The sequence below is a fragment of the Acidovorax sp. 69 genome, assembly GCF_002797445.1.
Lineage (GTDB): Bacteria > Pseudomonadota > Gammaproteobacteria > Burkholderiales > Burkholderiaceae_C > Acidovorax.
Genome location: NZ_PGEP01000001.1, coordinates 22,468 through 46,635, shown reverse-complemented (window position 1 = coordinate 46,635; position 24,168 = coordinate 22,468). Strand labels below are relative to the sequence as shown.

The window sequence follows — 24,168 nt, the reverse complement described above, 5'->3', positions numbered from 1 at the left end:
CAAGCGCTAGCAGCTATTAAATTGATAGTGATGAAAGCTTCCAACATCTTGCTGCTGCCCGGCTGGCAGAACTCTGGCCCCGACCACTGGCAAAGCCTCTGGGAGGCCGCGCACGGCTACCACCGCGTAGAGCAACACGACTGGATGCGTCCGCTGCGAGGCGACTGGTCGGCGCGATTGGAAGAGACTGTGGTGGATGCTGACGGCCCCGTGGTGCTGGTAGCGCACAGCCTGGGCTGCGTCCTCACCGCATGGTGGGCTGCCCACACCCGCCACGCGGCCAAGGTGCGCGGCGCGCTGCTGGTGGCCCCGGGCGATGTGGAGCGGCCCGACCTGGCCGCGCAGATCCACGGCTGGGCGCCCATTGCGCGCCAGCCCCTGCCGTTCCCGGCTGTGCTGGTGGGCAGCCGCAGTGATCCGTATTGCAGTTTTGAGCGTGCCGAGGGGATGGCGCAGGCTTGGGGCGCCCGGTTTGTCGACTATGGCGACCGGGGCCATATCAACGCCGAGTCGGGCCTGGGCGATTGGCCGGAGGGCCAGGCGCTGCTGCACACCTTTTTGAAAGATTGAATAAAAACATGGTCACCAAAAAACCCAAGGGCCTGGGGCGCGGTCTTGAAGCTTTGCTGGGCCCCAAGGTCGAAGAAAAAGTGGAGCAGGCCCAGGCGGCCGAGGCCGGGCTGCCCAACAGCCTGCCACTGTCCGAACTGGTCCCTGGCGTGTACCAGCCCCGCACGCGCATGGACGAGGGGGCGCTGTACGAGCTGGCCGAATCCATCAAGGCCCAGGGCGTCATGCAGCCGATTCTTGTGCGTCGCCTGACGGGCGGGGACAACGCGGGCAAGTACGAAATCATCGCGGGCGAGCGGCGCTTTCGGGCCTCGCGCCTGGCGGGCCTGGCCGAGGTGCCGGTGCTGGTGCGCGATGTGCCCGACGAGTCGGCGGCGGCCATGGCGCTGATTGAGAACATCCAGCGCGAAGACCTCAACCCGCTGGAAGAGGCCCAGGGCCTGCAGCGCCTGGTCAAGGAGTTTGGCCTGACGCACGAGCTGGCAGCACAGGCCGTGGGCCGCTCGCGCAGCGCCGCCAGCAACCTGCTGCGCCTGTTGAACCTGGCCGAGCCCGTGCAGACCATGCTGATGGCGGGTGACATTGACATGGGCCACGCGCGCGCGCTGCTGTCGCTCGACCGCGCCGCGCAGATCACGGCGGGCAACCAGATCGCGGCCAAGAAGCTGTCGGTGCGCGAGGCCGAAGCGCTGGTCAAGAAGATCGGCGCCGAGTTCAGCCTGGTGCCGCAAAAGCCCCAGAAGGAAAAGTCGCGCGACATGAAGCGCGTGGAAGAAGAACTCTCGGACCTGCTCATGGCCGAGGTCGAGGTGCGTGTGAAAAAACGCGTCAAACGCCATGGCCGGGTGGAAGACATGGGCGAGCTGGCGATCCAGTTTGGCTCGCTGGAGGCCTTGAACGGGCTGATCGACCGGCTGCGCGGCTGACCAGGCCCCCTGGTTCGCCTTCGGCGCCTCGGTGCGACCCGCCAGAGGTGCCTGCCCTTCGGGCACGTCCAAGCCTGCGCAGCCAGGCTTGGAGCTGTGGCCCTCCCTCCGCCTCAAAGGGGACGGCGCCCTCACTGCGGGGCGGGGCGGGGCGGCGGCCTTTGCTCGGTATCTCTGGCTTGGGCCGCGCCGGTTTCACGCGCTACCTGCGATGCATAGAGGGCGTCGTCTGTATCTCTTGCCTGCCGACCCTGTGCGTGAAATAGCGCACAGAATCAGTTTCCATCGGTAACTCGTACAGGCAAAATGCGTCTGTGCGAGGCCTACACTGCGCTGCGTTCAACACACCCGGGTTGACCGCAAGGCCTCTCCAGCACAGCGACGCTGTACTGTGGTCCACGATGGTTTGCCGGGTGATCCATGTGTATCTCCTGGAGCAGACCCCATGACCCCCTTGCGCTTTCTCCTGACCCCTGCGTGCGTTGCCGTAGGCCTGTGCGCCGCCAGCCTGGGCGCCCACGCCCAAACCACCAAAACTCCCAAGGTCCAGCTGTGGATGGATGTGTCCACCGGCACCATGGCGGGCATGCCCGAGATGGACAGCCTGCCCGGTGGTGGCGGAATGCTCGGGGGTCTCATGGGCGGCGGCGCTGCACAGGGCAGGGGGGGCTCCAGCAACACCTCTTATGGCCACGCCCGCGCCATGTCGATCATGCCGCCGCGGGTCATCGACATCGCACTGCACAACGCGCTGCGCCCCGGCGTCGAGGCCAGCCAGGCCATTCCGGCGGGCATGCGCATGGGCGAATCCCTGCCGCTGATCCCGCCGCGCGCGCAGCCCACCCAGACCGAACCCGGCGAGGTGCCCCAGGAATACCAGCAGCACCAGCCCAAGGGCCGCATCCTGCTGTACTGGGGCTGTGGCGCTATGGTGCGTGCGGGCCAGCCGCGCGTCATCGACCTGGCGCGTGCCAAGCCCTCCGACTACGCCCAGGCTTTTGCCGGCCGCGCCGTGCCCGACCGCGGCCCGCGTGTGGGCCCGGCCTATGCGCTGTACCCCAACGAACGCAACGCGGTGAACCTGTCGCGCGACAGCTCGCTGGTGGGGGAGCACCAGGTGCGTGGCGATGGGGTTCCAGCGTCCATGAAGTTCACGCTGGGCGCCTCACAAGATCTGATGCCCGCCATCGACCTGCGCACCACCGGCAAGCCGCAAGACAGCATGGGCACCAGCTGGCAGCCTGTGCGCAACGCGCGCGCCTACTACCTGCATGCGATGTCGCAGAACGGGGATGACCTGGTGATGTGGTCCAGCGCAGAGACACCGGACACGGGCATGGGCCTGTTCGACTACCTGTCGCCCGCCACCATCGACCGCTGGCTCAAGGAGCGCGTGCTGCTGCAGCCCGAAACCACACAGTGCGCCGTCCCGCAGGGCATCTTTGCAGGCGGTGGGCGCGATGCAACACCCATGCTGCGCATGATGGCCTACGGTGGCGAGAGCCATATCGTGTACCCACCCCGCCCGGCCGACCCCAAGGCAGCGTGGGAGCCCGAATGGGCTGTGCGCGTGCGCGTGAAGTCGCACACCATGGCCATGCTGGGCGAGGAGATGCAGGGGCGGCGCAGCGGCATGGGCGCTGCGCCCGGCGCGCCATCCGGGGGCGCCTATTCGAGCGGTATGTCGGGCGGGCAAGCTGCGGGTGATTCGCCGTCCGAAGGTAGTTCCCCCGCCAATGTAGTGAACCCCGCCAACCTGTTGCGCGGCCTCTTCGGGCGCTGAACCCATGGCAGCCCTGCGCATGCTCTGGCCCCTGCCCGCGCTGATGGCGTGGGCGTGCGCATGGCTGATTTTTGTGACGCTGCAGCGTGCGGTGCCACCAGTGGCGGCCTTGCTGGCGGCGTGCCTGCTGGGCACGGCCGCCAGTGTGCTCGGGGGCAGCTGGTGGCGGCGCGGGCTGATTGCCGCAGGCTTTCCCTTGTCACTGGCGCTGCTGGGCGCCGCCAGCCTGCCCACTTGGGCGTGGCTGGTGCCGCTGTCCTTGCTTTTGCTGGTGTACCCGCTGAATGCCTGGCGCGATGCCCCGCTTTTCCCGACGCCCCGCCACGCGTTGCAATCCCTGGCTGTGCAGGCCCCGTTGCCGCTGGGTGCGCGGGTGCTTGATGCCGGCTGTGGCCTGGGCGATGGCCTCAAGGCGCTGCGCCACGCCTATCCCGCCGCCCAGCTGGAAGGGTTGGAATGGAGCTGGCCTTTGCGTCTGCTGTGCGCTGCACGGTGCCCCTGGGCCCAGGTGCGCCGTGCCGACATGTGGAAGGCCGACTGGAGCCCTTACCGCTTGGTTTACCTGTTCCAGCGCCCCGAAAGCATGGCCCGTGCCGCCGCCAAGGCCCAGGCCGAGTTGGCCCCGGGCGCCTGGCTGGTGAGCCTGGAGTTTGCGGTGCCTGGCGTGCTGCCTTGCGCACAGCTGCGTGCCCCAGGGGGGCGTGTCGTGTGGCTCTATCGCATGCCGTTGACGCATGTGGAGTCTTGAAATGCGCAGCTTCCCGACAGACCCTGGCCACCTGCGGGTGCCACTGCACGCGGTTACAGAAAAGATACAAGCTTTTGCTACATTGCGTCCCTGGCTACAAACCCATACAAAACAACCAAGAAACTCACAGCCAGAGGGGGACGCACAAGGCACAGCTACGCACCGGGAGGGGGCGTACGGGCCATCGGCAACTTCCTTGTCCGGTTTTTCCAAGCGCAAGCAGCACCTGCATCCACTGTGGGCCTTTGTCACAGGGCTCGCCGGGAAGGGGGTGCCGTTGCCGCGTGGACAACGCCGGGGTTTTCTGGTGAGCAACCGACCGATTTGCAAGGAGTATTCATGACCCATCACCAGCCCCGTTTCCGTCCACGCCTTCTGTGGGTACTGGCACTGAGCGCTGCCCTCACAGGCTGCGCGACCATGCAGAGCCACGACAAGCTGGCTACGGACATGCAAACCGCCGGCCGCAGCGGCGGCATTCCTGCGGCTATCGCCCAGCTCGAAAGCACTGCAAAAACCGAGGAAGAGAAAACTGCACTGTTGTTCAACATGGAGCGTGGCGAGCTGCTGCGCATGGACCGCCGCTATCCCGACAGCACCAACGCCTTTTTGCTGGCCGACAACAAGGTCAAGGAATGGGAAGAGACCGCCAAGACCAATCCGAGCAAGCTCATGGGCACCGTGGGCGCTGCGCTGATCAGCGAACGCCTGAAGGTCTACGAAGGCCAGGACTATGAAAAAGTGTGGGTGACCACGCGCCTGGCGCTCAACCGCATGGCCGTGGGCGACTTTGAAAACGCCCGCGTGGACATCAAGCGCACGCACGAGCGCGAAGCCATCATTGCCGAGTTCCGTTCCAAGGAAACGCTGGCCGCCGAAGAGGAGGCCAAGTCCAAGGGCGCCGCATCCGGTGGCAAGGAACTCAATGGCTACCCCGTCGAGACGCTCAACGACCCCGAGGTGCTGGCCCTCAAGAACGGCTACCAGAACGCCCTGTCCCATTACCTGGCCGGCTTCCTGTACGAAATGCTCAACGAGCCCGGCCTGGCTGCGCCCGGCTACCGCAAGGCCATCGAACTCAAGCCCGAAACCGGGGTGCTCGAAGAAGGCCTGCGCGGCCTGGACAACCGCACCGGCTTCACCTGGAAGCGCCGCCAGCGCATGACCGACGTGCTCTTCATCGTCGAAGCCGGTGATGCCCCTGCGCGCAAGCCCAAGGCCTTCACGATCCCGGTGCCCACGGGCCGGGGGCTGGTCACGGCCAGCATTTCCTATCCTGTGATCGAGCCTTCCAAAGATGCCTTGCTGACCACGATCTCTGCCGCCGGCACCGACCTCAAGCTCGAAAAGGTAGTGGACGTGAACGTGATGGCACGCCGCGCACTCAAGGACGAAATGCCCGGCATGGTGCTGCGTGGCTTCACCCGCGCCGTGGCCAAGGGCGTGCTGCAGAACGAGCTGCAAAAGCGCGGCGGTTTGATCGGCGGCCTCATTGGTGCTGCGGCCTCGGTGGCCACTGAGCAGGCCGACGACCGCATGTGGCGCATGCTGCCAGGCCGCGTTTATGTGGCCCGTGGCTATCTGCCCCCAGGCGAACACATGGTCACCGTCAACGGCCGCCAGCTGCCCCAGCCGATCAAGATCGATGGCCAGTACGCCCTGGTGCCGCTGCGCATGTATGACAACAGCGTGCTGATGGGCGATGTGGCCATGTTGGGCCAGCTGCCTGCTGTGGCTGCTGCGCAGCCCGTCCCTGCGGCAACAGCACCGGCGGCCGCCCCGGTGCGCACAACCAACAACAGCCGCAACCGCACGGTGCCCCAGTCGGCCGTCAAGCCTACGGCCACAGCCCCTGCCGCTGCGGCCAAGAACTGAAACCGCACATGTCCCATTTTCAAGGAGCCTCTGGCATGAGAACCCGTTTTGTCCTTGCTGCCGCACCCGCCATCGCGTGCGCGGCGCTCACTCTGGCCACCGGTGCCAGTGCCCAACTGCACGACCCTGCCACCCCGCTGGCCGTGGCCTCCAAGGTCGCCTTGCGCGGCGAAGCCAACAGCATCGCCGTGCGCGAGATGCGCATCGTGCGCAAGAACGACATCCTGGTGGTGCAGGCCGACATGTCCAACATGGGCCGCACCGATCGCACCGTGTTCTACCGCTTCAAGTGGCTGGACAACGTGGGCAACCAGGTGGGCGACGGTGAGTCCTGGAAGCAAATGAGCGTGCTCGGCCTGGGCCAGCAGACGGTCAAGAGCGTGGCGCCCACCAGCGCTGCCGTGGACCTGCGCCTGGAAATGAATGTAGAGCCGCGCTGAGGTCGGCGCCCGAATCACAAAGATTGAGTGAGGAGTTAACACCATGACAAAACACACCATCCAGCGCAGCGCGCTGATCCTGGCCTTTGCGGCCAGCACCCTGGCCCTCACGGCCTGCCAGAACCTGTCTTCGCCTACCGTGCGTTTTGACCGCCAGGTCAACTACGGCGACGCCAAGGCCGTCGAGCTGGTGACCAACGAGTTCGGCTCGACTGACCTGCAGATGATTGCCGAGAAGATGACCGGTGGCCTGCTCGAAACCGGCATTTTCCAGGGCCGCCCCACGGTGACCATCTCCACGGTGAAGAACAAGACCAGCGAGTACATCGACACCACCAACGTCATGAGCTCCATCCAGACGGCGCTGGTCAAGTCGGGCAAGGTGCGCTTCGTGCGCTCCATCAACGAAATGCAGCAAGGCGTGGATGAATTGCAGCGCCAGAACCAAAGCGGCCTGTACAAACAGGGCACCACCGCCAAGGTCGGCCAGATGACGGCCGCCAAATACACCATGGAAGGCGAGCTGACCAGCATCGTCAAGCAGAACAATGCCACCAAGGACGTGTACTACAAGTTCACGCTCAAGCTGTTTGATGTGCAGGAAGGCACGATCGAATGGCAGGACGAAAAAGAGATTCGCAAGACCAGCAAGCGCTGAAGCAGGACACCCCCCTGAGGCGCTGCGCGCCTTCCCCCCGCTCTCGCTGCGGGGCGGCCCTTGCTTGGCGTCCCGCGCGTGGGGCGCGCCAGTATCGACGTTGGTGTGCAGTACCTTCGTCGGTTGATTGATCCATGAATTCCCGTTAGCTCACAAGGAGCACACCATGCAACGCAGAACCACTCTCCACACGGCCCTGGCCGTGATCGCCGCCACCACGCTGGCCTGGGGCACCGCTGCTCAGGCGCAGCAGCCCGGCGCCGCGCCCAAGATCGCCGTGACCGACCTGGCCTATGCCCAGCGCGTGTCCGAATACTTCATGGCGGGCACCTACCAGCGCAGCAGCCAGATGAGCGCGCAAGGCAGCCAGGGCGGTGGCTACAGCCAAGGTATGTATGGCGGCGGGGGCTCGTATTCGGGCCAGCAGTCCATGCAGGCGTCCGAACAGGCCAGCGGCACCTATGTGGCCGGCCGCTACAGCTACATCGAGCAGCGCGAGCTGGGTGGCTACACCAACGACATCAAGGGCGCCATCCTGCAGGGCACGTATTTCCGTCTGGTGCAGGGCAGAGGCTTTGACGCGGGCAAGCCCCAGCCCAGCAAGGCCGAACAGGTGCTCAACCAGGTGCAAGGCGGCAAGATGGCGACGCCCCAGGCGCAGCCCCAGGTCAACAATGTGATCGCGCGCATCAAGAAGGGCGAGTTTGCGGGCGCCGATTACGTGTTGTTTGGTGTGGTGTCGACCATTGATTTCACCGACGCGCTGTCACCGTTACAGGGCACCACCAGCGCCACGCGCCAGTACGGCCTGCAGCTCTTGGCCGACTTCTCGCTCATCAATACCAAGACCTACGAGATCAAGGCAGCGTTCTCCGCCCAGGGCGAAGGCAACGACACCAAGATTCTGTCGGTCCGTGGCGACATTGCCCCCCCAACCGGGCGAAGGTGATGCGTGAAACCTCGCTCTCGCTCGCGCAGGACGTGTACCAGCAGATGGCGGTGCAGCTGGGCTACACCGACGCGAACCTCGCACGCGGCGTGCGCCCGCCGGTGGTGTACCAACAAGGTGGCCAGCCCATGCCGGTGCCGCAGCCTCAGCAGCCCGAACAGGTGCTGATCCTCAAGTAAGCCGTGGTGCACACCACCGTGCACGGCAGGCGGTTGAAAACAACCACCCGTTCCCTGGCGACAGCCCTGGCTGCTGCCCGACGGAGCCCCGAGGCCAGCCCCGTGCTGGCCTTTTTTGCGTCTGCCACCGTGGCTTTGGTGCTGAGTGGTTGCGCAGCCGCACGCCCGGCTGACGGTGTGGTGGCACCTCATTCTTCAATGGCCGCATCGGTGGATCCGCAGGCGCCCGCCCCCGTGCAAGACGCGGGGTTTGCCCTGCGGGCCTTGCCCGGCGTCGGCGGCGCCATGCTCCAGACCCTGCAGCGCGGTGAGCGAACGACGCCCCTGCGCTACCGCGTGATCGTCATCCCCGGCTCGGGCTGCACGGGCATGGGGCCCATCGCGGATCGCTACTTTGCGGGCCTGCTGCACGCCCAGGTGCTGGTGCTGCACAAGCCCGGGGTGGACCCCCAGGCGCGCACAGCCCCCGCCGATTGCACGCACCCCTTTGTGCTGCGAGACCGGCACTCCACCTGGCTGGCACACGCACGTGCGGCCTTGCGCGCCGATGCGGCTTTGCGCCAGGGGCAGCCCGCGTTGCCGCAGCTGCTGATCGGCATCTCGGAAGGGGCAGAACTGTTGCCCGCACTGGCCCCTGAGGTGCCGCACCTGGCGGGCCTGGTGCTCATCGGCGCCAGCGGGCTCGACCCGCAGGAGGCCGGCGCGCTGCAGGCCCGTCGCCTGGGCGTGGAGGCCGACTGGGCCGCGCTGTCGCAGATCGTGGCGGGCGCGCCTGCCGACACCGTGGTGGTGCAGGGGCGCAGCCTGGGCTACTGGCGCGACCTTCGGAACTGGCCGTTGACCCTGCCGCTGCTGCGAAGCCCCTGGCCGCTGTTGCAGGTGTGGGGCGCCAACGATGCGCTGGTGCCTGCCGTGGCCTACGCGCGTTTTGCCGAACGGGCCTCTTTGCGCACAGCGCTCTACTGTGCACGGCGCATGGATGGTGCCGACCATGGCCTGCAGCGCCGCATGGCCGATGGGGAGGCCGTGGACGGCATGCAGCAGGTGTGGGCCTGGACCGAACAATGGGCGCGCAACCCGGCCGCCGGGCTGTGCGCGCCGCTGCGGCAGTGACCGCCACAGCCGCTTAGCGCGGCCGGTACATCTTGAACAGCTGCTCCGGCCCCACGGTGAAATAGTCGGCCGGCCCACCGCCGCGCAGGATGTGGCCCGCGTTTGCCGTGTCGTACACCCCGTCTTTGAGCAGCGCCTTGTCGATGTGCACCGCCACCACCTCGCCCAGCACCAGCCAGGTGTCCACCTGGGCCCCATCCACGCCCTGCAGCTGAAGGATCTGCGTGCTGCGGCATTCAAAGGTGACGGGGCTCTCCAGCACGCGCGGCGGGCGCACGCGGGTGGAGGGCAGGGGGTTCAGGCCCGTCAGCGCGAACTCGCTCACCTCGGGCGGCACGGCGGCGCAGCTCTGGTTCATTACCTCGGCCAGGTCGCGGGTGGCCAGGTTCCACACAAATTCGCCCGTCTCCTGTACGTTGCGCACCGTGTCCTTGTAGCCAATGCTGGCAAAGCCGACGATGGGCGGCACGTAGTTGAAGGCGTTGAAGAAGCTGTAGGGCGCCAAGTTGGTCGCGCCCGTGGCGCTTTGCGTGGAAATCCAGCCGATCGGCCGTGGCCCCACGATGGCGTTGAACGGGTCGTGCGGCAGGCCGTGGCCGTTGCGAGGTTCGTAGCTGTGGAGGTTGCGAAGGGGGGGGTCATGGTGTGTGCGGCGCTGGGGATGTGCCGCCACCTTAGCGGTACTGGGAGGGGGCTGCTGGCACCTAGGCATCAGGTTGCTATTATTTGTATAGCTGCTTGCGAGAGACTGTTAAACGCTAGACCTCAATTTGTCACAAATTTCACGAGACAGCTCACTAGGCGGGCGTGGGGTGCTTGGCATCGACACCCATGGCACTCTTCGCTGGCATCTCGCGCAATACTGTGCCCCGGTTGGCTTCATTCCCGCCGCAAACGGACGTCAGGATGGGATGTAAATAAAGTTACATTTCTTTTCTGATGGCATATTCGCGCCGCGGCACAACCTGTCGGGGTGTGTGCCTACATTCGCTGAGTCGCACCAACCGGCCACCGTCGATGAATACCTGTGAACTCCGCCAGACCAGCGCCAAAGCAGCAAAGCTGGCGCAACGTTTGTCCCACATCTTGGCGCAGTTGCACCAGGGGGGCGCTATCGACAAGCATCGGCTGGCACAGGATTTTCAGGTGAATGTGCGAACCATCGAGCGCGACCTTGGCGAACGCCTATACGGAATCGCCGAGCGCACCGTCGAAGGACGGTTGCAAATGACTCTTGCTGCACGCGCCACGATCCCGGTGAGCCACCTTGACACTTATGCTCGGCTTGTAGGCGCCGAGCACTTGTTCCCTGACAGCAGCGTGCACTATCTGCTGGAGCAATTGGAAGCGCAGCAGTCAGCCCAGTACCCTTTGCTGATCCAGTCCATGCCGAATGAAGATCTGCAGGGGCATGGGTCGCAGTTTGCCCTGCTGCAAAGGGCCATTGAGCAGCAGTACGAATGTTGTTTCACCTACAAGGCCAAACATCGTCAAGTCCAGCCATATCGACTGATTCACAAGAACGGTGTGTGGTATCTGGCCGCCGTGGAAGGGCTGCAGCTCAAGACCTTCAGCGTGGCGCTGATTCAGTCCCTGCAACCGGACGAGGCCCGCCATTTCACCCCTGACCCGCAGCACCACGGCTACATCAATCGCAAGGACGATGTGTGGTTCACCGCCAGCACCACCGAGGTGCTGCTGCGCGTTGATTCTGAGACAGCGCACTACTTTGTGCGCCGCGCCATCCTCCCTGAGCAGCAGCACAGGAAGGATGCGGATGGTTCATTGCTCGTCACTACCCATGTCAGTCATCTGAGTCAGCTATTGCCCGTGGTGCGCTACTGGTTGCCGCATGTGCGCATTCTGCAGCCTTTGGCGTGGCACCAGACCCTGGTGCACGGCTTGGAGCAAGCGCTGGCGCGATGGAATCTGGGTTCGCAAAGCTCGCTAAAAACAGCGCCCCGTGATTTTCCGTCTGTTGCCACGCTCGCTCGAAAACATTCCGTGCAGTGGTTCGAACAACTTTTCAGCGGAGGAACGCAATGCGTGCCCTGTCGAAATCCAAGCTGATCGCCTTCAGGCAATGCCCCAAGCGACTCTGGCTGGAAATCCACCAACCTGATGCGCGTGAAGATTCCTGCGCCACACAAGCCGTTTTCCAGACAGGCCATGAGGTCGGGGCCGTGGCGCAGCAAATCTATGACCCGGCGGGCGAAGGTGCAACCATTGATTTGCGGGCAGAGGGCGTGGCTGCAGCGGTGGAGAGCACCCGCGCGCTTCTCCAGACCCGCAAACCATTGTTTGAAGCCGGTTTTGAGGCCGCAGGTGGACTCGCATTCGCCGATGTGATGCTGCCGATCACTGAGAGTGAAACGCCTGCCTGGAAGATGGTGGAGGTCAAATCATCGACGTCTGTCAAAACCTACCAGGAAGACGACGCAGCCATTCAAAGCTATATCGCTCGGGCTGCCGACGTTGATGTGCGCAGTGTGTCCATCGCGCACATCGACGCGGCCTGGATTTACCCGGGTGGTGGCGACTACAAGGGTCTGCTCGTCGAGAAAGATGTGACCGAAGCTGCCTTTGCACGCTACGCAGAAGTGGCGGCGTGGATTGCCCGCGCGCAGCAAGTGGCCGCGCAGGCCGCGCCTCCAGATGTGCAGACGGGGGCACAGTGCGGATCCCCCTTTCCCTGTGGGTTTCAGAAGTATTGCCAAGAGAACGAGCCTCCCGCGGAGTTTCCTATCGCCTGGCTTCCGCGCATCTCGTCCAACGCGCTCAAGGATTTTCTGATTCAAAGCGGTGCGCAAGACATGCGGGATGTCCCTGAGGCATTGCTGACCCCCCTGCAACGCCGTGTGCGTGATGCAACCCTTTTGGGACAAGCGTACTTTGATGCGGAAGGGGCCAAGAAAGACTTGCTCAAGTACCCATTGCCTGCCTACTTCTTGGATTTCGAAACTATCCAGTTCGGTGTACCTCGGTGGGCAGGGACTCGGCCATTTCAGATGCTGCCTTTTCAGTTCAGTCTGCACAGGATGGACACGCAGGGGCAACTGAGCCATCAGGATTTTCTAGACCTTTCCGGTAACGATCCTTCGGAGGCGTTTGCGGTGCAGCTGGCCCTCGCTTGCGCAGAGCCAATTCCCGTCTTCGTCTACCACGCTGGATTCGAGGGCCGCCGTCTGAGGGAACTCGCCCAGCGCTTTCCTGCTGTTCGCGCCCAACTCGACGAGATTCGTGGCCGACTGGTGGATTTGCTGCCGATTGCACAGGCACGTTATTACCATCCGCGCCAGCACGGAAGCTGGAGCATCAAGAAAGTGCTGCCCACCATCACACCCGACCGTGGATATGACGGACTGCTTGGTGTGCAGGACGGGAGTATGGCAATAGCGGCCTACCTAGAAGCCGTTGCTCCGGCCACTTCGTCACAGCGCAAGGCCTTGATTCGCGATGAACTCTTGGCCTATTGCGCGCTTGACACACGGGCGATGGTGGAGATCTGGGAAAAATTTTCGCAAAACCTTTCGATACCCCAACCCACAGGCAATACCCAAGGAGAAAAGCCATGTTGATGCAATCCCCAGCGCATTCCGAAGCCGCAATTCGTACTACGTTCTTCACGGCCCTTATGCAGCACCTGATGCAAGGCACGATGATTCCCAAGGTGCAGGTGGAGCGCTCTATCGGCCCGATCATCGGATTCTTCTTGGCAGATGCGCTCGCGACTGCGCCAGACGATGACATCGTGATGCTGTGCCCTGAATTTCCTATCCAAAAAGCTGGTAACAATCAGTCCACCAATATCGACTGGCTGATGCTCAACCTTGCTACGCAAGAACTGCTTTTGGTGGAACTGAAGACCACGGACACCACCTTTCGCCCAGAGCAGGCCGCGATCTATCGGGAGTTTCAGAGCAAGATTGCCCGCGAGGGGTCGGCGGCGTTCCTTCTGGATGATCTGGCCGCCATCGGAGCCGCCTCCCAGGAGCGGGGCAAATACCAGAACGTTCGCAACCTGCTGGCACAAGGGTTTGGTTGCTCTGACGGCAATGGACTGCGCGAGGCGCTGGGCCACTGCAAGCACGCCAGGGTCATTTATCTGGCCCCGCAGGTGAGCAAGCCCGTGGATTGGCCAACCAGCGAGGAAGGTTGGGCATGGCTGTCGTTCGCAGACCTGCCGGAGTCGCTCGATGCGCACGGCTATGCCGATCAGTGGCCCGCTGTGCGAAGCAGTCTGCTGTCGCTGGATGCGCTCACGCGCCGGTTGCGCAATGGCGATGTGCCCTCCGCCTCTGGGGCCAGGAACTACCGGGACGTGCTCGATTTCGATGCGCTCCTGAATCGGTGCCGCACGGAGGGGGGCTCTTGGGTTGTGGGGCTGAAAAACTGGCGTTCAGTGCTCCCGTCCATGACCCTTGAACAATTGCGCTCCAAGGCCTACAAGTGTGACCTTGCAGAAGGTGGCGTGGGCAAGAAGCTTAGAAGCAACTGGATTGCGGGTGACGAGTTCCTGTCGCACGTCGATACGTTGCTCAACGGTGGATAACCCGGCTCCTTCGGAGCAAAGGCTGTTTAGGTTCATGTTTGGTGCGAAGGTTGATTTGGAGGCTATTCCCATTGATGACGTGCATGCAAATTCCCAAAGACGCCTTGATCGTTGGCCACTGGTACGTGGGTCGGGGGCGTAACGCAAATATCGGGATGTGGACCGGTCAGGATTTTCTTGTCCTTGCAGAAAGTGGTCAGAAGGTCGGGCCGGGCTCCCGCGACTGGGTAAGGGATTGGGGCGTGAAAAGAGAGCCTTATTTCCAGCCCGACGGTGGGTGTTTTCAGCCGTTCAAGGTGGTGGACATGGGCACCGTCAACGCTGCGCTGGGGGAGAGGGACTACGCTTTGACGATGACTTTTGACTGATTGCCCAAGCGGGGCCGCAGGGTGTGAAGGCTTATTCGGTGGCGGCACCTTGGTGCTGCCCGATGCCGTTACTGAACAGGCCTGCCACCCGCAGATCCATTGAAATCCTGCTGTCCCAGAAACCGCCCCGGCGGCTGCCCCACCGACTTGCGCACCATGGCGCTGAAGGCGCTGGCGCTGTAGCCCAGCTCGGCGGCGATCTGGCCCATGGGCATGCGCCCGGCGGCCAGCGACACGGCCTTGGCCAGGATCACCTGCTGGCGCCACTGGGTGAAGGTGCTGCCCAGCTCGGAGCGGAACAGGCGTGCCACGGTGCGGGGGCTGGCGCCGGTGTCCTGCGCCCAGTCGGCCAGGGTTTCGTGGCGGGTGGGGTCGGCCAGCACGGCTTCGCACAGGTGGCGCAGGCGTTTGTCCTGCGGCAGGTCCACGCCCAGTTTCACGGCGGCGGCGCGTGCCAGTTCGTCGCGCACCAGGGCACTCAGGTGCTGCTCGCGCCGCAGCGCGGCGGGGCTGATCGTGGGGCCGCCGTCGGGGGTGGTGGGCATCTCGCGCACCAGCGAGCGCAGCAGGTCGGACACCTCCAGCACACGGCACTGGCGCCAGGCGTCTTCCTGGTCGCGCGGCACGCCGGGGCCGCAACGCCCCCGGGGCTGGTGAAAGTACAGCGTGCGCAGGTCGGCGTCTTCCACCATGGTCACGGCATGTTCCACACCGGGCGGAATCCACAGCGCGCGCGAGGGCGGCACGATGTAGGTGCCGTGGTTCACCGTGAGCCGGATCACGCCCGTGGTCGATATCGCCACCTGCGCCCAGGGGTGGCTGTGGGGCATCACCTGTGTGTCGGCGGCCAGCCAGCGCAGCTTGGCGCGCACGGGGCGGGCGGCGGTGGGCACAAACAGCTCGGGCGTGAGCGAGTCCACATACGACATCCCGCGCGGCTTGCCGGCCTGGGGGCGCGGCACGACCTGGGCGGCAAAGTGTTCCACCATCGGTTCGGTCGGTGTGGGGTGTCCGGTGGGCGGTTTTGGCATGTTTGCGATAGAAATTGGCCGTCTATCGTAAACCTGCCGAGTGCATGCTGCCTAAGATCAACCCCATGACTGCTTCCACCTCCGGCGCCACCGCCACCAATGCCAACCCCGTCCCCTTGCGGCAGGACGCCCGCACCATCGGCCTCATCGGTCTGGCCCATGGCAGCTCGCATTTTTTTCACATGCTGCTGCCGCCGCTGTTCCCGTGGCTGATCGGCGAGTTTGGCTTCAGCTACTCCGAGCTGGGCCTGCTGGTGTCGGTGTTCTTTGTGATTTCGGGCGTGGGCCAGGCGTTGTCGGGCTTCCTGGTGGACCGCGTGGGCGCGCGGCCGGTGATGTTTTTTGCGCTGTCGAGTTTTGCCGCCGCAGGCCTGGCGGCGGGCACGGCCCAGGGGTACCCGGGGCTCTTGCTGGCAGCGGCACTGGCCGGGCTGGGCAATGCGCCGTTCCACCCGGTGGACTTCACGATCCTGAACAAGCGCGTGTCGCCGCAGCGCCTGGGGCATGGTTTTTCGGTGCATGGCATCAGTGGCAACCTGGGCTGGGCCACGGCGCCAGTGTTCATGGCGGGCATTGCCACGGCCACGGGCTCGTGGCGCACGGCCTGCCTGTGCGGGGCCCTGTTTGCCCTCGTGGTGCTGGCCATCATGGTGTGGAACCGTGATGCCATTGACGACCGCCAGGGTGCCTGGGCGCACCAAGCCAAGGGCGGGGCAGGGGCTGCCAAGCCCGAGCACCCCATGGCCTTCCTCAAGCTGCCCTCGGTGTGGCTGTGTTTCTCGTTCTTCTTCTGGAGCACCTGTGCGCTGAGCGCTATCCAGAGTTTTGCCAGCCCGGCGTTGCAGTCCCTGTACGGCCTGCCGCTCAGCGTGACGGCCATGGTGGTCACGGGCTACATGCTGTGCGGCGCGGCCGGCATGCTGGTGGGCGGCTTCCTGGTGGGGCGTGTGCAGCGGCTGGAGAAGATCATCTCCGTGTGTCTGCTGGGCTCCGCCGCGCTGCTGGTGGTGGTCGCATCCGGGGTGTTGCCCGGCATGGCCGCGCTGGTGGTGGCGTCGGTGGCCGGGCTGGGCACTGGCCTCGCAGGCCCCTCGCGCGACATGCTGATCAAGCGGGCAGCGCCCCCTGGCGCCACAGGCCGTGTGTATGGCACGGTGTACTCGGGCCTCGATCTGGGTTTTTGCCTGGCGGCCCCGGTGTTTGGCGCCATGCTTGACCACGGCATGACCTCGGGCATTTTCTACGGCTCGGCCGTGACCTTGGCGCTGAGTGTGGTGTCGGCGGCGCTGGTGGGCGTGGGGGTGGCTGCACGGGCGGCGCGGCCGCTGGCGGCGGCCGCCTGAGCGTGTGAAACAGAGGCAGCGCACCCGCCAGAGCCAGATAGGCCTGTCGTACCAGGGGCTCTGTGTGCCGGTCAGCGCGCAGCTTGGGCTTGTGTTGCAATCGCTCTCGTCTGCGCGGAGCGCCTGTTCTAACGGGCTGCTGCGCGGCCTTCCACATCACACCCAGGACACCCCATGACCTACCCCATCTACAACGCCAGCATCCCGGTTTTTCGCCAGATGCTGGGCTCCTTGAAAGACGTGCTGGCCAAGACCGAGGCCCACGCCACGGCCCGCAAGATTGAGCCAGACGCCTTGCTGCAAGCCCGGTTGTTCCCCGACATGTTCCCCATGGCGCGCCAGGTGCTGATTGCCTGCGACTTTGCCAAAGGCGTGGCCGCGCGCCTGGCCGGGGTGGAGGTGCCTTCGTTCCCCGATGCGGAACACCCCGGGTTTGCCGACCTGAACACACGCATCGACACCGTGCTGGCATTTGTCGAAGGCCTGCCTGAGGCTGCGTTTGCCGATGCCGCCACGCGCCAGATCACCATCCAGCCCGGCACGCCGCGCGAAAAGCAGTTTGTGGGCGAGCATTACCTGCTGCACTACGGTCTGCCGCAGTTCTTCTTCCATGTGAACGCAACCTACGCCATCGCCCGCCACAACGGCGTGGAGCTGGGCAAGCGCGACTACATGGGGCAATATTGATCGCGCCCTGACCGTCGTCAGGGGCATGGTGGGGCCTGTCCACTGTATGACTTTGGCTCCAAAAGCGGTGGATGCGCCGGAAGAACATGCCTGAGCTGCTATCAATATGGGAGTCAATGGCGTCGTCGTCCGGAGCGCGCGATGCCCTCGCCCATCCCTGAGCCTTTCTGAGGAGACCCCTGCCATGAGCCCTGATTCCCGCACGCCGCTGCTTTCACGCTGGGCGCTGGCCGGTCTGGCCAGCCTGGGGGCTGCCTGCTCTCCGTTGCCGCTCCAGCCTTCTGCGGCTCCGCAGCAGGTCGCGGCCGCAGCCGAGGCAGCGCCCACGGCCACCCCATGCCCCCAGAACCTTGCGCCCATTGCCCGCTGCCTGTCGGGCCAGGATTCCGCCGGGGCTTACTACCTGATCGCCATGCCGCAGCAATGGAACGGCCGCCTCGTGCTGCATGCCCACGGCGGTCCGGCGCTGGGCGCGCCCAAGCCCGAGCGATCGGTGGAAGACCTGGAGCGTTGGGCCATCATGGTGCGTGCAGGGTATGCGTGGGCGGGCAGCACCTTCCGTCAGGGGGGCGTGGAGGTGCGTGCAGCGGCCGAGGACACCGAGCGCTTGCGGCAGATTTTCGTGCAGCATGTGGCCCTGCCGCAGCGCACCATCCTGCACGGTCAGTCATGGGGTGCCAGTGTGGCGGCCAAAGGCGCCGAGATGTTCCAGACCACGGCCGGTGGCAAACGCCCTTACGACGCCGTGCTGCTCACCAGCGGCGTGCTGGCGGGAGGCACACGCTCGTACGACTTCCGCACGGATCTGCGTGTGGTCTACCAATATCTGTGCAACAACCACCCTCGCCCCACCGAGACGGCCTACCCCCTCAATATCGGGTTGCCGCGCGATGCGGCCATGACGCAGGCCGACCTGCAGGCGCGGTTGACTGAGTGCCTCGCACTGAACAAACCCGTTGCAGAACGCACGCCTGAGCAGCAGCGCAGGGTCAAGACGCTTGTGGATGTGATCCGCATTCCCGCCAGTTCGCTCCAGGGCCATATGAACTGGGCCACGTTCCATTACCGCGATGTGGTGCAGCACCGCACAGGCGGTGCGAGCCCCTTTGGCAACCGGGGCGTTGTGTACAAAGGCTCGCCCGACGATGCGGCCCTGAACGCTTCTGTGCTGCGCTACCGTGCAGACGCGGATGCCGTGGCCCGGTTTGCGCAGGACACGGACCTGAGTGGCCGCATCCCCGTGCCTGTGCTGACCGTCAAGGGGGTAGACGACCCGACGGCTTTTGTAGAACTGGACGCGGCCTTCAAGACCACCATGGAGCGCGGTGGGAGTGCAGAGCGGCTGGTCCAGACCTTCACCCAGCACAACACCCACAGTTACCTGAGCGACCCCACCTATCCCACGCTGCTGTCCGCCTTGCTGCGCTGGGTGGATGACGGCGTGAAGCCCACCCCCGAAAACATCGCCCGCCAGTGCGCGGACCGGGAGGCGGAGTTTGGCAAGGGTTGCGCGTTTGTGCCGGGCTATGTGCCTGCGGCGCTGAACATGCGCGTGGCGGATCGCGACCGGCCCTGATCACCGCCGGATAGACAGGGTCAGTGTTCTCAGGCCACCTCGACGTGGCCATAAAAAAAGGCCCCGACTCGCGGGGCCTTGTCTGAAGCGCAAACGCGCGTCGCTTACGCGGCAACCGCCTTCAGTGCCTTGTTCAGCGTCTGGCTGGGGCGCATCACGGCGTCCAGCTTGGCGGTGTCGGGCAGGTAGTAGCCGCCGATGTCGGCGGGCGCGCCCTGCACGGCGGCCAGTTCAGCCACGATGGTCTGCTCGTCGGCCGCCAGCTGTTTGGCCAGCGGTGCAAACAGCTTCGCCAGGTCTGCGTCGTCGGTCTGTGCGACCAGCTCCTGGGCCCAGTACAGGGCCAGATAGAACTGGCTGCCACGGTTGTCGAGCTGGCCGGTTTTGGGCGAGGGGTTCTTGTTGTTGTCCAAGAGCTTGCCGGTCGCGGCATCCAGCGTCTTGGCCAGCACCTTGGCCTTGGCGTTGCCAGTCTTCAGGCCCAGGTCTTCCAGCGACACCGCCAGCGCCAGGAACTCGCCCAGCGAATCCCAGCGCAGGTGGTTCTCTTCGACCAGTTGCTGCACATGCTTGGGGGCCGAGCCCCCCGCGCCGGTTTCATACATGCCGCCACCGGCCATCAAAGGCACGATGGACAGCATCTTGGCCGAGGTGCCCAGTTCCATGATGGGGAACAGGTCGGTGAGGTAGTCGCGCAGGATGTTGCCAGTGGCACTGATGGTGTCTTGCCCACGGATCACGCGCTCCAGCGTGTAGCGCATGGCGCGCACCTGGCTCATGATCTGGATATCGAGGCCCACAGTGTTGTGCTCGTGCAGGTACATCTTGACCTTGGTGATCAGCTGCGCTTCGTGCGGGCGGTACGAGTCCAGCCAGAACACCACGGGCATGCCCGAGTTGCGGGCGCGGTTCACGGCCAGCTTCACCCAGTCGCGGATGGCGGCGTCCTTGACCTGGCACATGCGCCAGATGTCGCCCGCTTCCACGTTCTGGCTCAGCAGCACTTCGCCGGTGGCCAGATCGGTGATGTTGGCCACGCCGTCTTCGGTGATCTCGAACGTCTTGTCGTGCGAGCCGTACTCTTCGGCCTGCTGGGCCATCAGGCCCACGTTGGGCACCGTGCCCATGGTCTTGGGATCGAACGCGCCGTGCCACTTGCAGAAGTTGATGATCTCCTGGTAGATGCGGGCAAAGGTCGATTCGGGCATGACAGCCTTCACGTCCTTCAGGCGGCCATCGGCGCCCCACATCTTGCCGCCATTGCGGATCATCGCGGGCATGGATGCGTCCACGATGATGTCGTTGGGCGAATGGAAGTTGGTGATGCCCTTGGCCGAGTCGACCATGGCCAGCTCGGGGCGGCCTTCGTGGCAGGCGTGCAGGTCTTTCAGCACCTCTTCGCGCTGGGCCGTGGGCAGCGTGGCGACCTTTTCGTACAGGTTGGCCATGCCGTTGTTCACGTTAACGCCCAGCTCTTCAAACAGCTTGCCGTGCTTGGCGAACGCGTCCTTGTAGAAGATCTTCACGCAGTGGCCGAACACGATGGGGTGGGACACCTTCATCATCGTGGCCTTGACGTGCAGCGAGAACATCACGCCGGTCTTGCGGGCGTCTTCGATTTCTTTTTCGTAGAACTCGACCAGCGCCTTCTTGCTCATGAACATGCTGTCGATGATTTCGCGGTCCAGCAGCGACACCTTGGCCTTGAGCACCACGGTCTTGCCGCTCTTGGTCAGCAGCTCCATCTTCACGTCGCGGGCGCGGTCCAGCGTGATGGACTTTTCACCATGGTAGAAGTCGCCAGCATGCATGTGCGAGACATGTGAGCGCGAGGCCTGGCTCCATTCGGCCATGCTGTGGGGGTTCTTGCGTGCGTATTCTTTGACAGCGTTGGGCGCGCGGCGGTCCGAGTTGCCTTCGCGCAGCACGGGGTTCACGGCACTGCCGATGCACTTGGCATACCGGGTGCGGATCGATTTCTCTTCGTCCGTCTTCGGATCTTCCGGGTAGTCGGGCAGCGCATAACCCTTGCCCTGCAGTTCCTTGATACAGGCGATCAACTGGCCTACCGACGCGCTGATGTTAGGCAGCTTGATGATGTTGGCGTCGGCCTGCAGCGTCTTCTTGCCCAGCTCGGCCAGGGTGTTGGGAGCGCGCTGGTCTTCCTTCAGAAACTCGGGGAACTCGCCCAGCACGCGGGCGGCCACGGAGATATCGCTCTCCGTCACATGGATACCCGCCGGTGCCGCGAACGTGCGGATGATGGGCAGGAAGGACGCCGTGGCCAGACGGGGAGCCTCGTCGGTCAGGGTGTAGATGATGGTGGGTTGCTGGGTCGTCATGGCTTGTCTCACGAAACAGAGTATGTAAATGCCCCCGGCTGCGTTGCAGCGGGGCCAAACGCGGATGCTCTCTGATTCTCCTTGCTCGGGGCTGTCTGCGCCCAGTGTTTTTGCAATCGAATCTCATAATGCAAAATTTACCGAGGGGTAAAGCAGTTTTTTTCGATGCGGGGCCCTCCGCAGGGGCCTGCAGTGCAGGAGCCGACCGGAGTTCGCGGTGCCCGGTCCTGCCCTGTGAGGCCCCGGCGCCCGCGCTTGCGGCGGTGGCTAAGGTTGCCGCCGCATGCGCATCGCGCGCCATGGCCGGTGTCGCGGATGTGCCCAGCGCAGCGCTTTACCATGGGGCATCTCCGGCGTGCATGAAAGATGTTCTGGATGCTGTTGACCCCTATATCGTGGCGATGGACCCGTGCGGTGTGCCTGCTGGTCGGACTCGCAGACATGTTTGGACGGGTGGCAGCCCAGGACCAAGAGACGGTGCCTGGCCGCACCAACGCGTTCAACGACCCGTTTGTGCAAGTGACTTCGGCCATCGCACCATGCCCTGTGCCTGAGGGGCCGCTCTACAGCGAGGCGGAGGTGCGTGCGCTGGCGCATGTGCGCGCCCAGCACGGTGGCAGCTGTCATAGGGTGGGGCGCTGCAGGCTGCCCAACTCGTATCTGTACGACGCTGAAATCATCCCGCGCGTACACCGCTATCTTCGCGAAGACGGCCGTTTTGACAACACCAGTGTGTGGGTGTTGGGTGAGCGGCGGCTGGTCACGCTGATGGGCTGTGTGCAGACGCAGGAAGAAGCCGAAGCGATGGAGAAGGCTGTGTGGCTGGTGGACGATGTGATGGGGGTCGTCAACTTGCTGCAGGTGGGTACGGAGCGCAGTGCGGCGCGCTATCCGCTGGCGGGGCGGTGACACCTGCTCTTTCGCAACGGGTGTCACCTGTCTGTGCCTTGCGGGGTATCCCAAAGACCTTGAGCGGGTTTCCCTGCGAACCGAGTCAATGGCAGGTGCGCGGGGACGGCCAGGGCAGGCACTGCATCGCCAGTCTCGCAATATCTCCATGCTGAGCGGAGCGGCGTGATGGGCGTCAGGGACTCAGCGATTGGGCTGAAACATGATCAGTGCCATGCCCGCCAACGCCACCAACACCCCGGCCCAATCCCATGGAGTGGGCCTGATGCCATCGACCGCCCACAGCCAGGCCAGCGCCATGCCGATGTAGACGCCGCCATAGGCCGCATACACGCGGCCTGCGCCAGCGGTGTCGTGCAGCGTGAGCAGCCAGGCAAACAGCGCCAGGCTTGCGGCTGCGGGCAGCAGCAGCCACATGGGTTTGCCTTGCCGCAGCCAAAGCCAGGGCAGGTAGCAGCCCACGATCTCGGCCAATGCGGTGGCCACGAAGAGCAGCAGAGTTTTCACGTGCTGACCTGCGTCTGCGTCCGCTTCGCGTGCAACGCGTCGTTGTTGCACGCGGGTTCGCCCGCCGCGGGCGCTGTCCAGGCGCGCAGGGCCAGCTCTCCCTGTGCGGAGAAATGCACCACGCGCGACCCCTTGTCGCACCGCGCCCAGCCACGCTCCAGCAGCCGCTGCAACAGCGCCGCGCCCAGTGCGCCACCCAGGTGGTGACGGCGCTCGCTCCAGTCCAGGCAAGGGCGGCACAACATGCGCCGCTGGCGTGCCACCACGGCGGTGTCGATGCCTTGGTGCGCAAACCAATCGGCCCCGGCTTTGGTCAGCACCAGGCCGTCATCGGTGGATTGCAGGTAACCCTGGTGCAACAGAGCTTCGTGCAGCTGCACCCCGACCTCGCCCGCCAGGTGGTCATAGCACCGCCGTGCGCGCCGCAGCGCCGGTTCGCGCGGGCTGGTACGCAGGCGCACGGCCCCCGCGCGGAAGGCCACGTTCATCAGCGACTCCAAAAGGTGTGCCACGTCCTGGTCGGCAAGCCGAAAGTAGCGATGGCGGCCCTGGTGTTCGACGGCCAGCAGGCCGGCGTCCAGCATCTTGGCGAGGTGGGCGCTGATGGTCTGCTTGGTGACACCGGCGATGTCGGCCAGCTCCGTGGCCGTGAGGGCGCGGTCGGCCATCAGCGCGGTCAGGACTTCGGCGCGCGCGCTGTCGCCAATGAGCGCGGCGATGCGCGCGATGTGGGGGCCGTCTTTCATGGTTCGATCTTGGGCGAACCATTCATGGGCGTCAACGGCCTATCGTGAAGCCCTTGCCAACGACAGACCTTAGAACGCTTTTTTCACACCATGATCACCTGCTTCATCCGCTATGAAATCGATCCTTTCCAGCGCGATCTGTTCGCCGAATACGCGCGCCGTTGGGGCCAGATCATCCCGCGCTGCGGCGGCCACCTGCTGGGTTACTTCTTGCCGCACGAGGGAAGCAACTACGAAGCCTGGGGGCTGATCGGCTTTGATTCGTTGGCCGCCTACGAGGCCTACCGCGCCCGCTTGCGCACAGACCCCGAAGGCCGTACCAACTTCGCATGGGCGCAGGAGAAGCGCTTCATCCTGCGCGAGGAGCGTACCTTTGCCCAGGGCGTGGAAGGCACCCTGGGCCTGCCAGCGCACGCCCAGGGGGCGGGCGCATGATGGCTGTGATCTTTGAAGTGTTTCCCGCGGCAGGCCAGAAGGGCACCTACCTGGGCGCGGCCGCTGCGCTGCGGCCCTTGCTGGAGCAGGTGGATGGATTTGTCTCCATCGAGCGTTTTGAGAGCCTCAGCGAGCCGGGCAAGCTGCTGTCCCTCTCGTTCTGGCGGGACGAGGACTCTGTGGCCCGCTGGCGGCAGCAGGAAGCCCACCGTGCCACCCAGCAGGCCGGGCGGGCTGGCATCTTCGACAGCTACCGCCTGCGCGTGGCCACCGTGGTGCGGGACTATGGGATGGACGACCGGGACCAGACGCCCGCGGATTCCCTTCGGTGGCATCCACCATCGGCAAACCACAGGGCACGCTGAGCCTCTGCGGTTCCATGCAGATTTATGCGGAAAATGCCTCTTGCGCTTGTTGGATAAGCGCTTGCA

The 24,168-nt window shown here is 64.7% G+C and carries 25 protein-coding genes; 20 read left to right on the top strand and 5 right to left on the bottom strand.

Going from position 1 to position 24,168, the window contains the following annotated elements:
• Positions 1-30 precede the first annotated feature (30 nt).
• From CLU85_RS00230 to CLU85_RS00190, 10 genes are all read left to right on the top strand, one after another.
• Complete coding sequence (locus CLU85_RS00230; RefSeq protein ID WP_100408528.1) at positions 31-570, top strand: alpha/beta hydrolase; 540 nt, start codon at positions 31-33, stop codon at positions 568-570.
• A gap of 8 nt (positions 571-578) precedes the next feature.
• Complete coding sequence (locus tag CLU85_RS00225; RefSeq protein ID WP_100408527.1) at positions 579-1,496, top strand: ParB/RepB/Spo0J family partition protein; 918 nt, start codon at positions 579-581, stop codon at positions 1,494-1,496.
• 445 nt (positions 1,497-1,941) lie between these two features.
• Positions 1,942-3,279: a hypothetical protein gene (locus CLU85_RS00220; RefSeq protein WP_100408526.1), complete on the top strand. Its 1,338-nt coding sequence runs from the start codon at positions 1,942-1,944 to the stop codon at positions 3,277-3,279.
• Between the two features lie 4 nt (positions 3,280-3,283).
• A complete protein-coding gene (locus tag CLU85_RS00215) occupies positions 3,284-4,027 on the top strand; it encodes a class I SAM-dependent methyltransferase (protein ID WP_100408525.1) in 744 nt (247 codons plus the stop codon).
• A 339-nt stretch (positions 4,028-4,366) separates the two neighbouring features.
• Positions 4,367-5,902, top strand: coding sequence for a COG3014 family protein (locus CLU85_RS00210; protein ID WP_100408524.1), 1,536 nt, complete (start codon positions 4,367-4,369; stop codon positions 5,900-5,902).
• A gap of 35 nt (positions 5,903-5,937) precedes the next feature.
• A complete protein-coding gene (locus CLU85_RS00205) occupies positions 5,938-6,342 on the top strand; it encodes a YcfL family protein (RefSeq protein WP_100408523.1) in 405 nt (134 codons plus the stop codon).
• 43 nt (positions 6,343-6,385) lie between these two features.
• Positions 6,386-7,000, top strand: a complete 615-nt coding sequence (gene lpoB / locus CLU85_RS00200; RefSeq protein WP_100408522.1) for a penicillin-binding protein activator LpoB — start codon at positions 6,386-6,388, stop codon at positions 6,998-7,000.
• A gap of 166 nt (positions 7,001-7,166) precedes the next feature.
• Positions 7,167-7,949, top strand: coding sequence for a hypothetical protein (locus CLU85_RS00195; RefSeq protein ID WP_232727683.1), 783 nt, complete (start codon positions 7,167-7,169; stop codon positions 7,947-7,949).
• Positions 7,949-8,128, top strand: coding sequence for a hypothetical protein (locus tag CLU85_RS23195; protein WP_232727682.1), 180 nt, complete (start codon positions 7,949-7,951; stop codon positions 8,126-8,128). The genes CLU85_RS00195 and CLU85_RS23195 overlap by 1 nt, the downstream gene beginning before the upstream one ends.
• A 33-nt stretch (positions 8,129-8,161) precedes the next feature.
• Complete coding sequence (locus CLU85_RS00190; protein WP_232727681.1) at positions 8,162-9,241, top strand: alpha/beta hydrolase; 1,080 nt, start codon at positions 8,162-8,164, stop codon at positions 9,239-9,241.
• A gap of 13 nt (positions 9,242-9,254) precedes the next feature.
• Here CLU85_RS00190 and CLU85_RS00185 read toward each other — a convergent pair whose 3' ends face one another.
• A complete protein-coding gene (locus CLU85_RS00185; protein WP_100408521.1) occupies positions 9,255-9,914 on the bottom strand; it encodes a flavin reductase family protein in 660 nt (219 codons plus the stop codon).
• Between the two features lie 401 nt (positions 9,915-10,315).
• Here CLU85_RS00185 and CLU85_RS00180 point away from each other — a divergent pair, with 401 nt between their 5' ends.
• The 4 genes from CLU85_RS00180 (at position 10,316) to CLU85_RS00165 (ending at position 14,161) form a co-directional block, all read left to right on the top strand.
• Positions 10,316-11,311 carry a YafY family protein gene (locus CLU85_RS00180; protein ID WP_157803894.1) on the top strand — a complete coding sequence of 332 codons (996 nt, stop codon included), beginning with the start codon at positions 10,316-10,318 and terminating at the stop codon, positions 11,309-11,311.
• A complete protein-coding gene (locus tag CLU85_RS00175; RefSeq protein WP_100408519.1) occupies positions 11,284-12,819 on the top strand; it encodes a DUF2779 domain-containing protein in 1,536 nt (511 codons plus the stop codon). Before CLU85_RS00180 ends, CLU85_RS00175 begins: the two co-directional genes overlap by 28 nt.
• A complete protein-coding gene (locus tag CLU85_RS00170) occupies positions 12,813-13,793 on the top strand; it encodes a hypothetical protein (RefSeq protein WP_157803893.1) in 981 nt (326 codons plus the stop codon). Before CLU85_RS00175 ends, CLU85_RS00170 begins: the two co-directional genes overlap by 7 nt.
• Positions 13,794-13,876: 83 nt before the next feature.
• Positions 13,877-14,161 carry a hypothetical protein gene (locus CLU85_RS00165; protein ID WP_157803892.1) on the top strand — a complete coding sequence of 95 codons (285 nt, stop codon included), beginning with the start codon at positions 13,877-13,879 and terminating at the stop codon, positions 14,159-14,161.
• 68 nt (positions 14,162-14,229) lie between these two features.
• Here the strand turns inward: CLU85_RS00165 and CLU85_RS00160 are convergent, their stop codons facing one another.
• Positions 14,230-15,192 (bottom strand): helix-turn-helix domain-containing protein, encoded by a 963-nt coding sequence (locus tag CLU85_RS00160; RefSeq protein ID WP_369858140.1) that lies wholly within the window; start codon positions 15,190-15,192, stop codon positions 14,230-14,232.
• 65 nt (positions 15,193-15,257) lie between these two features.
• Between CLU85_RS00160 and CLU85_RS00155 the strand changes: the two genes are divergently transcribed.
• The 3 genes from CLU85_RS00155 (at position 15,258) to CLU85_RS00145 (ending at position 18,798) form a co-directional block, all read left to right on the top strand.
• Positions 15,258-16,535: an MFS transporter gene (locus tag CLU85_RS00155; protein ID WP_100412286.1), complete on the top strand. Its 1,278-nt coding sequence runs from the start codon at positions 15,258-15,260 to the stop codon at positions 16,533-16,535.
• 174 nt (positions 16,536-16,709) lie between these two features.
• The gene (locus CLU85_RS00150; RefSeq protein WP_100408515.1) at positions 16,710-17,222 is read left to right on the top strand and encodes a DUF1993 family protein; all 513 of its coding nucleotides are present in this window, start codon (positions 16,710-16,712) and stop codon (positions 17,220-17,222) included.
• A 184-nt stretch (positions 17,223-17,406) separates the two neighbouring features.
• On the top strand, positions 17,407-18,798 hold the full coding sequence (locus CLU85_RS00145) for a hypothetical protein (protein ID WP_100408514.1): 1,392 nt from the start codon (positions 17,407-17,409) through the stop codon (positions 18,796-18,798).
• 104 nt (positions 18,799-18,902) lie between these two features.
• Here the strand turns inward: CLU85_RS00145 and CLU85_RS00140 are convergent, their stop codons facing one another.
• Positions 18,903-21,140 carry an NADP-dependent isocitrate dehydrogenase gene (locus tag CLU85_RS00140; RefSeq protein ID WP_100408513.1) on the bottom strand — a complete coding sequence of 746 codons (2,238 nt, stop codon included), beginning with the start codon at positions 21,138-21,140 and terminating at the stop codon, positions 18,903-18,905.
• A gap of 441 nt (positions 21,141-21,581) precedes the next feature.
• Between CLU85_RS00140 and CLU85_RS00135 the strand changes: the two genes are divergently transcribed.
• Positions 21,582-22,049 (top strand): BON domain-containing protein, encoded by a 468-nt coding sequence (locus CLU85_RS00135; protein WP_100412285.1) that lies wholly within the window; start codon positions 21,582-21,584, stop codon positions 22,047-22,049.
• A 183-nt stretch (positions 22,050-22,232) separates the two neighbouring features.
• Here CLU85_RS00135 and CLU85_RS00130 read toward each other — a convergent pair whose 3' ends face one another.
• Complete coding sequence (locus tag CLU85_RS00130; RefSeq protein WP_100408512.1) at positions 22,233-22,556, bottom strand: YnfA family protein; 324 nt, start codon at positions 22,554-22,556, stop codon at positions 22,233-22,235.
• Entirely contained in the window at positions 22,553-23,302 is a 750-nt protein-coding gene (locus CLU85_RS00125; protein ID WP_100408511.1) for a helix-turn-helix transcriptional regulator, read from the bottom strand. Before CLU85_RS00125 ends, CLU85_RS00130 begins: the two co-directional genes overlap by 4 nt.
• A gap of 90 nt (positions 23,303-23,392) precedes the next feature.
• Between CLU85_RS00125 and CLU85_RS00120 the strand changes: the two genes are divergently transcribed.
• On the top strand, positions 23,393-23,737 hold the full coding sequence (locus CLU85_RS00120) for an NIPSNAP family protein (RefSeq protein ID WP_100408510.1): 345 nt from the start codon (positions 23,393-23,395) through the stop codon (positions 23,735-23,737).
• The gene (locus CLU85_RS00115) at positions 23,734-24,102 is read left to right on the top strand and encodes an antibiotic biosynthesis monooxygenase (RefSeq protein ID WP_100408509.1); all 369 of its coding nucleotides are present in this window, start codon (positions 23,734-23,736) and stop codon (positions 24,100-24,102) included. Before CLU85_RS00120 ends, CLU85_RS00115 begins: the two co-directional genes overlap by 4 nt.
• Positions 24,103-24,168 lie beyond the last annotated feature (66 nt).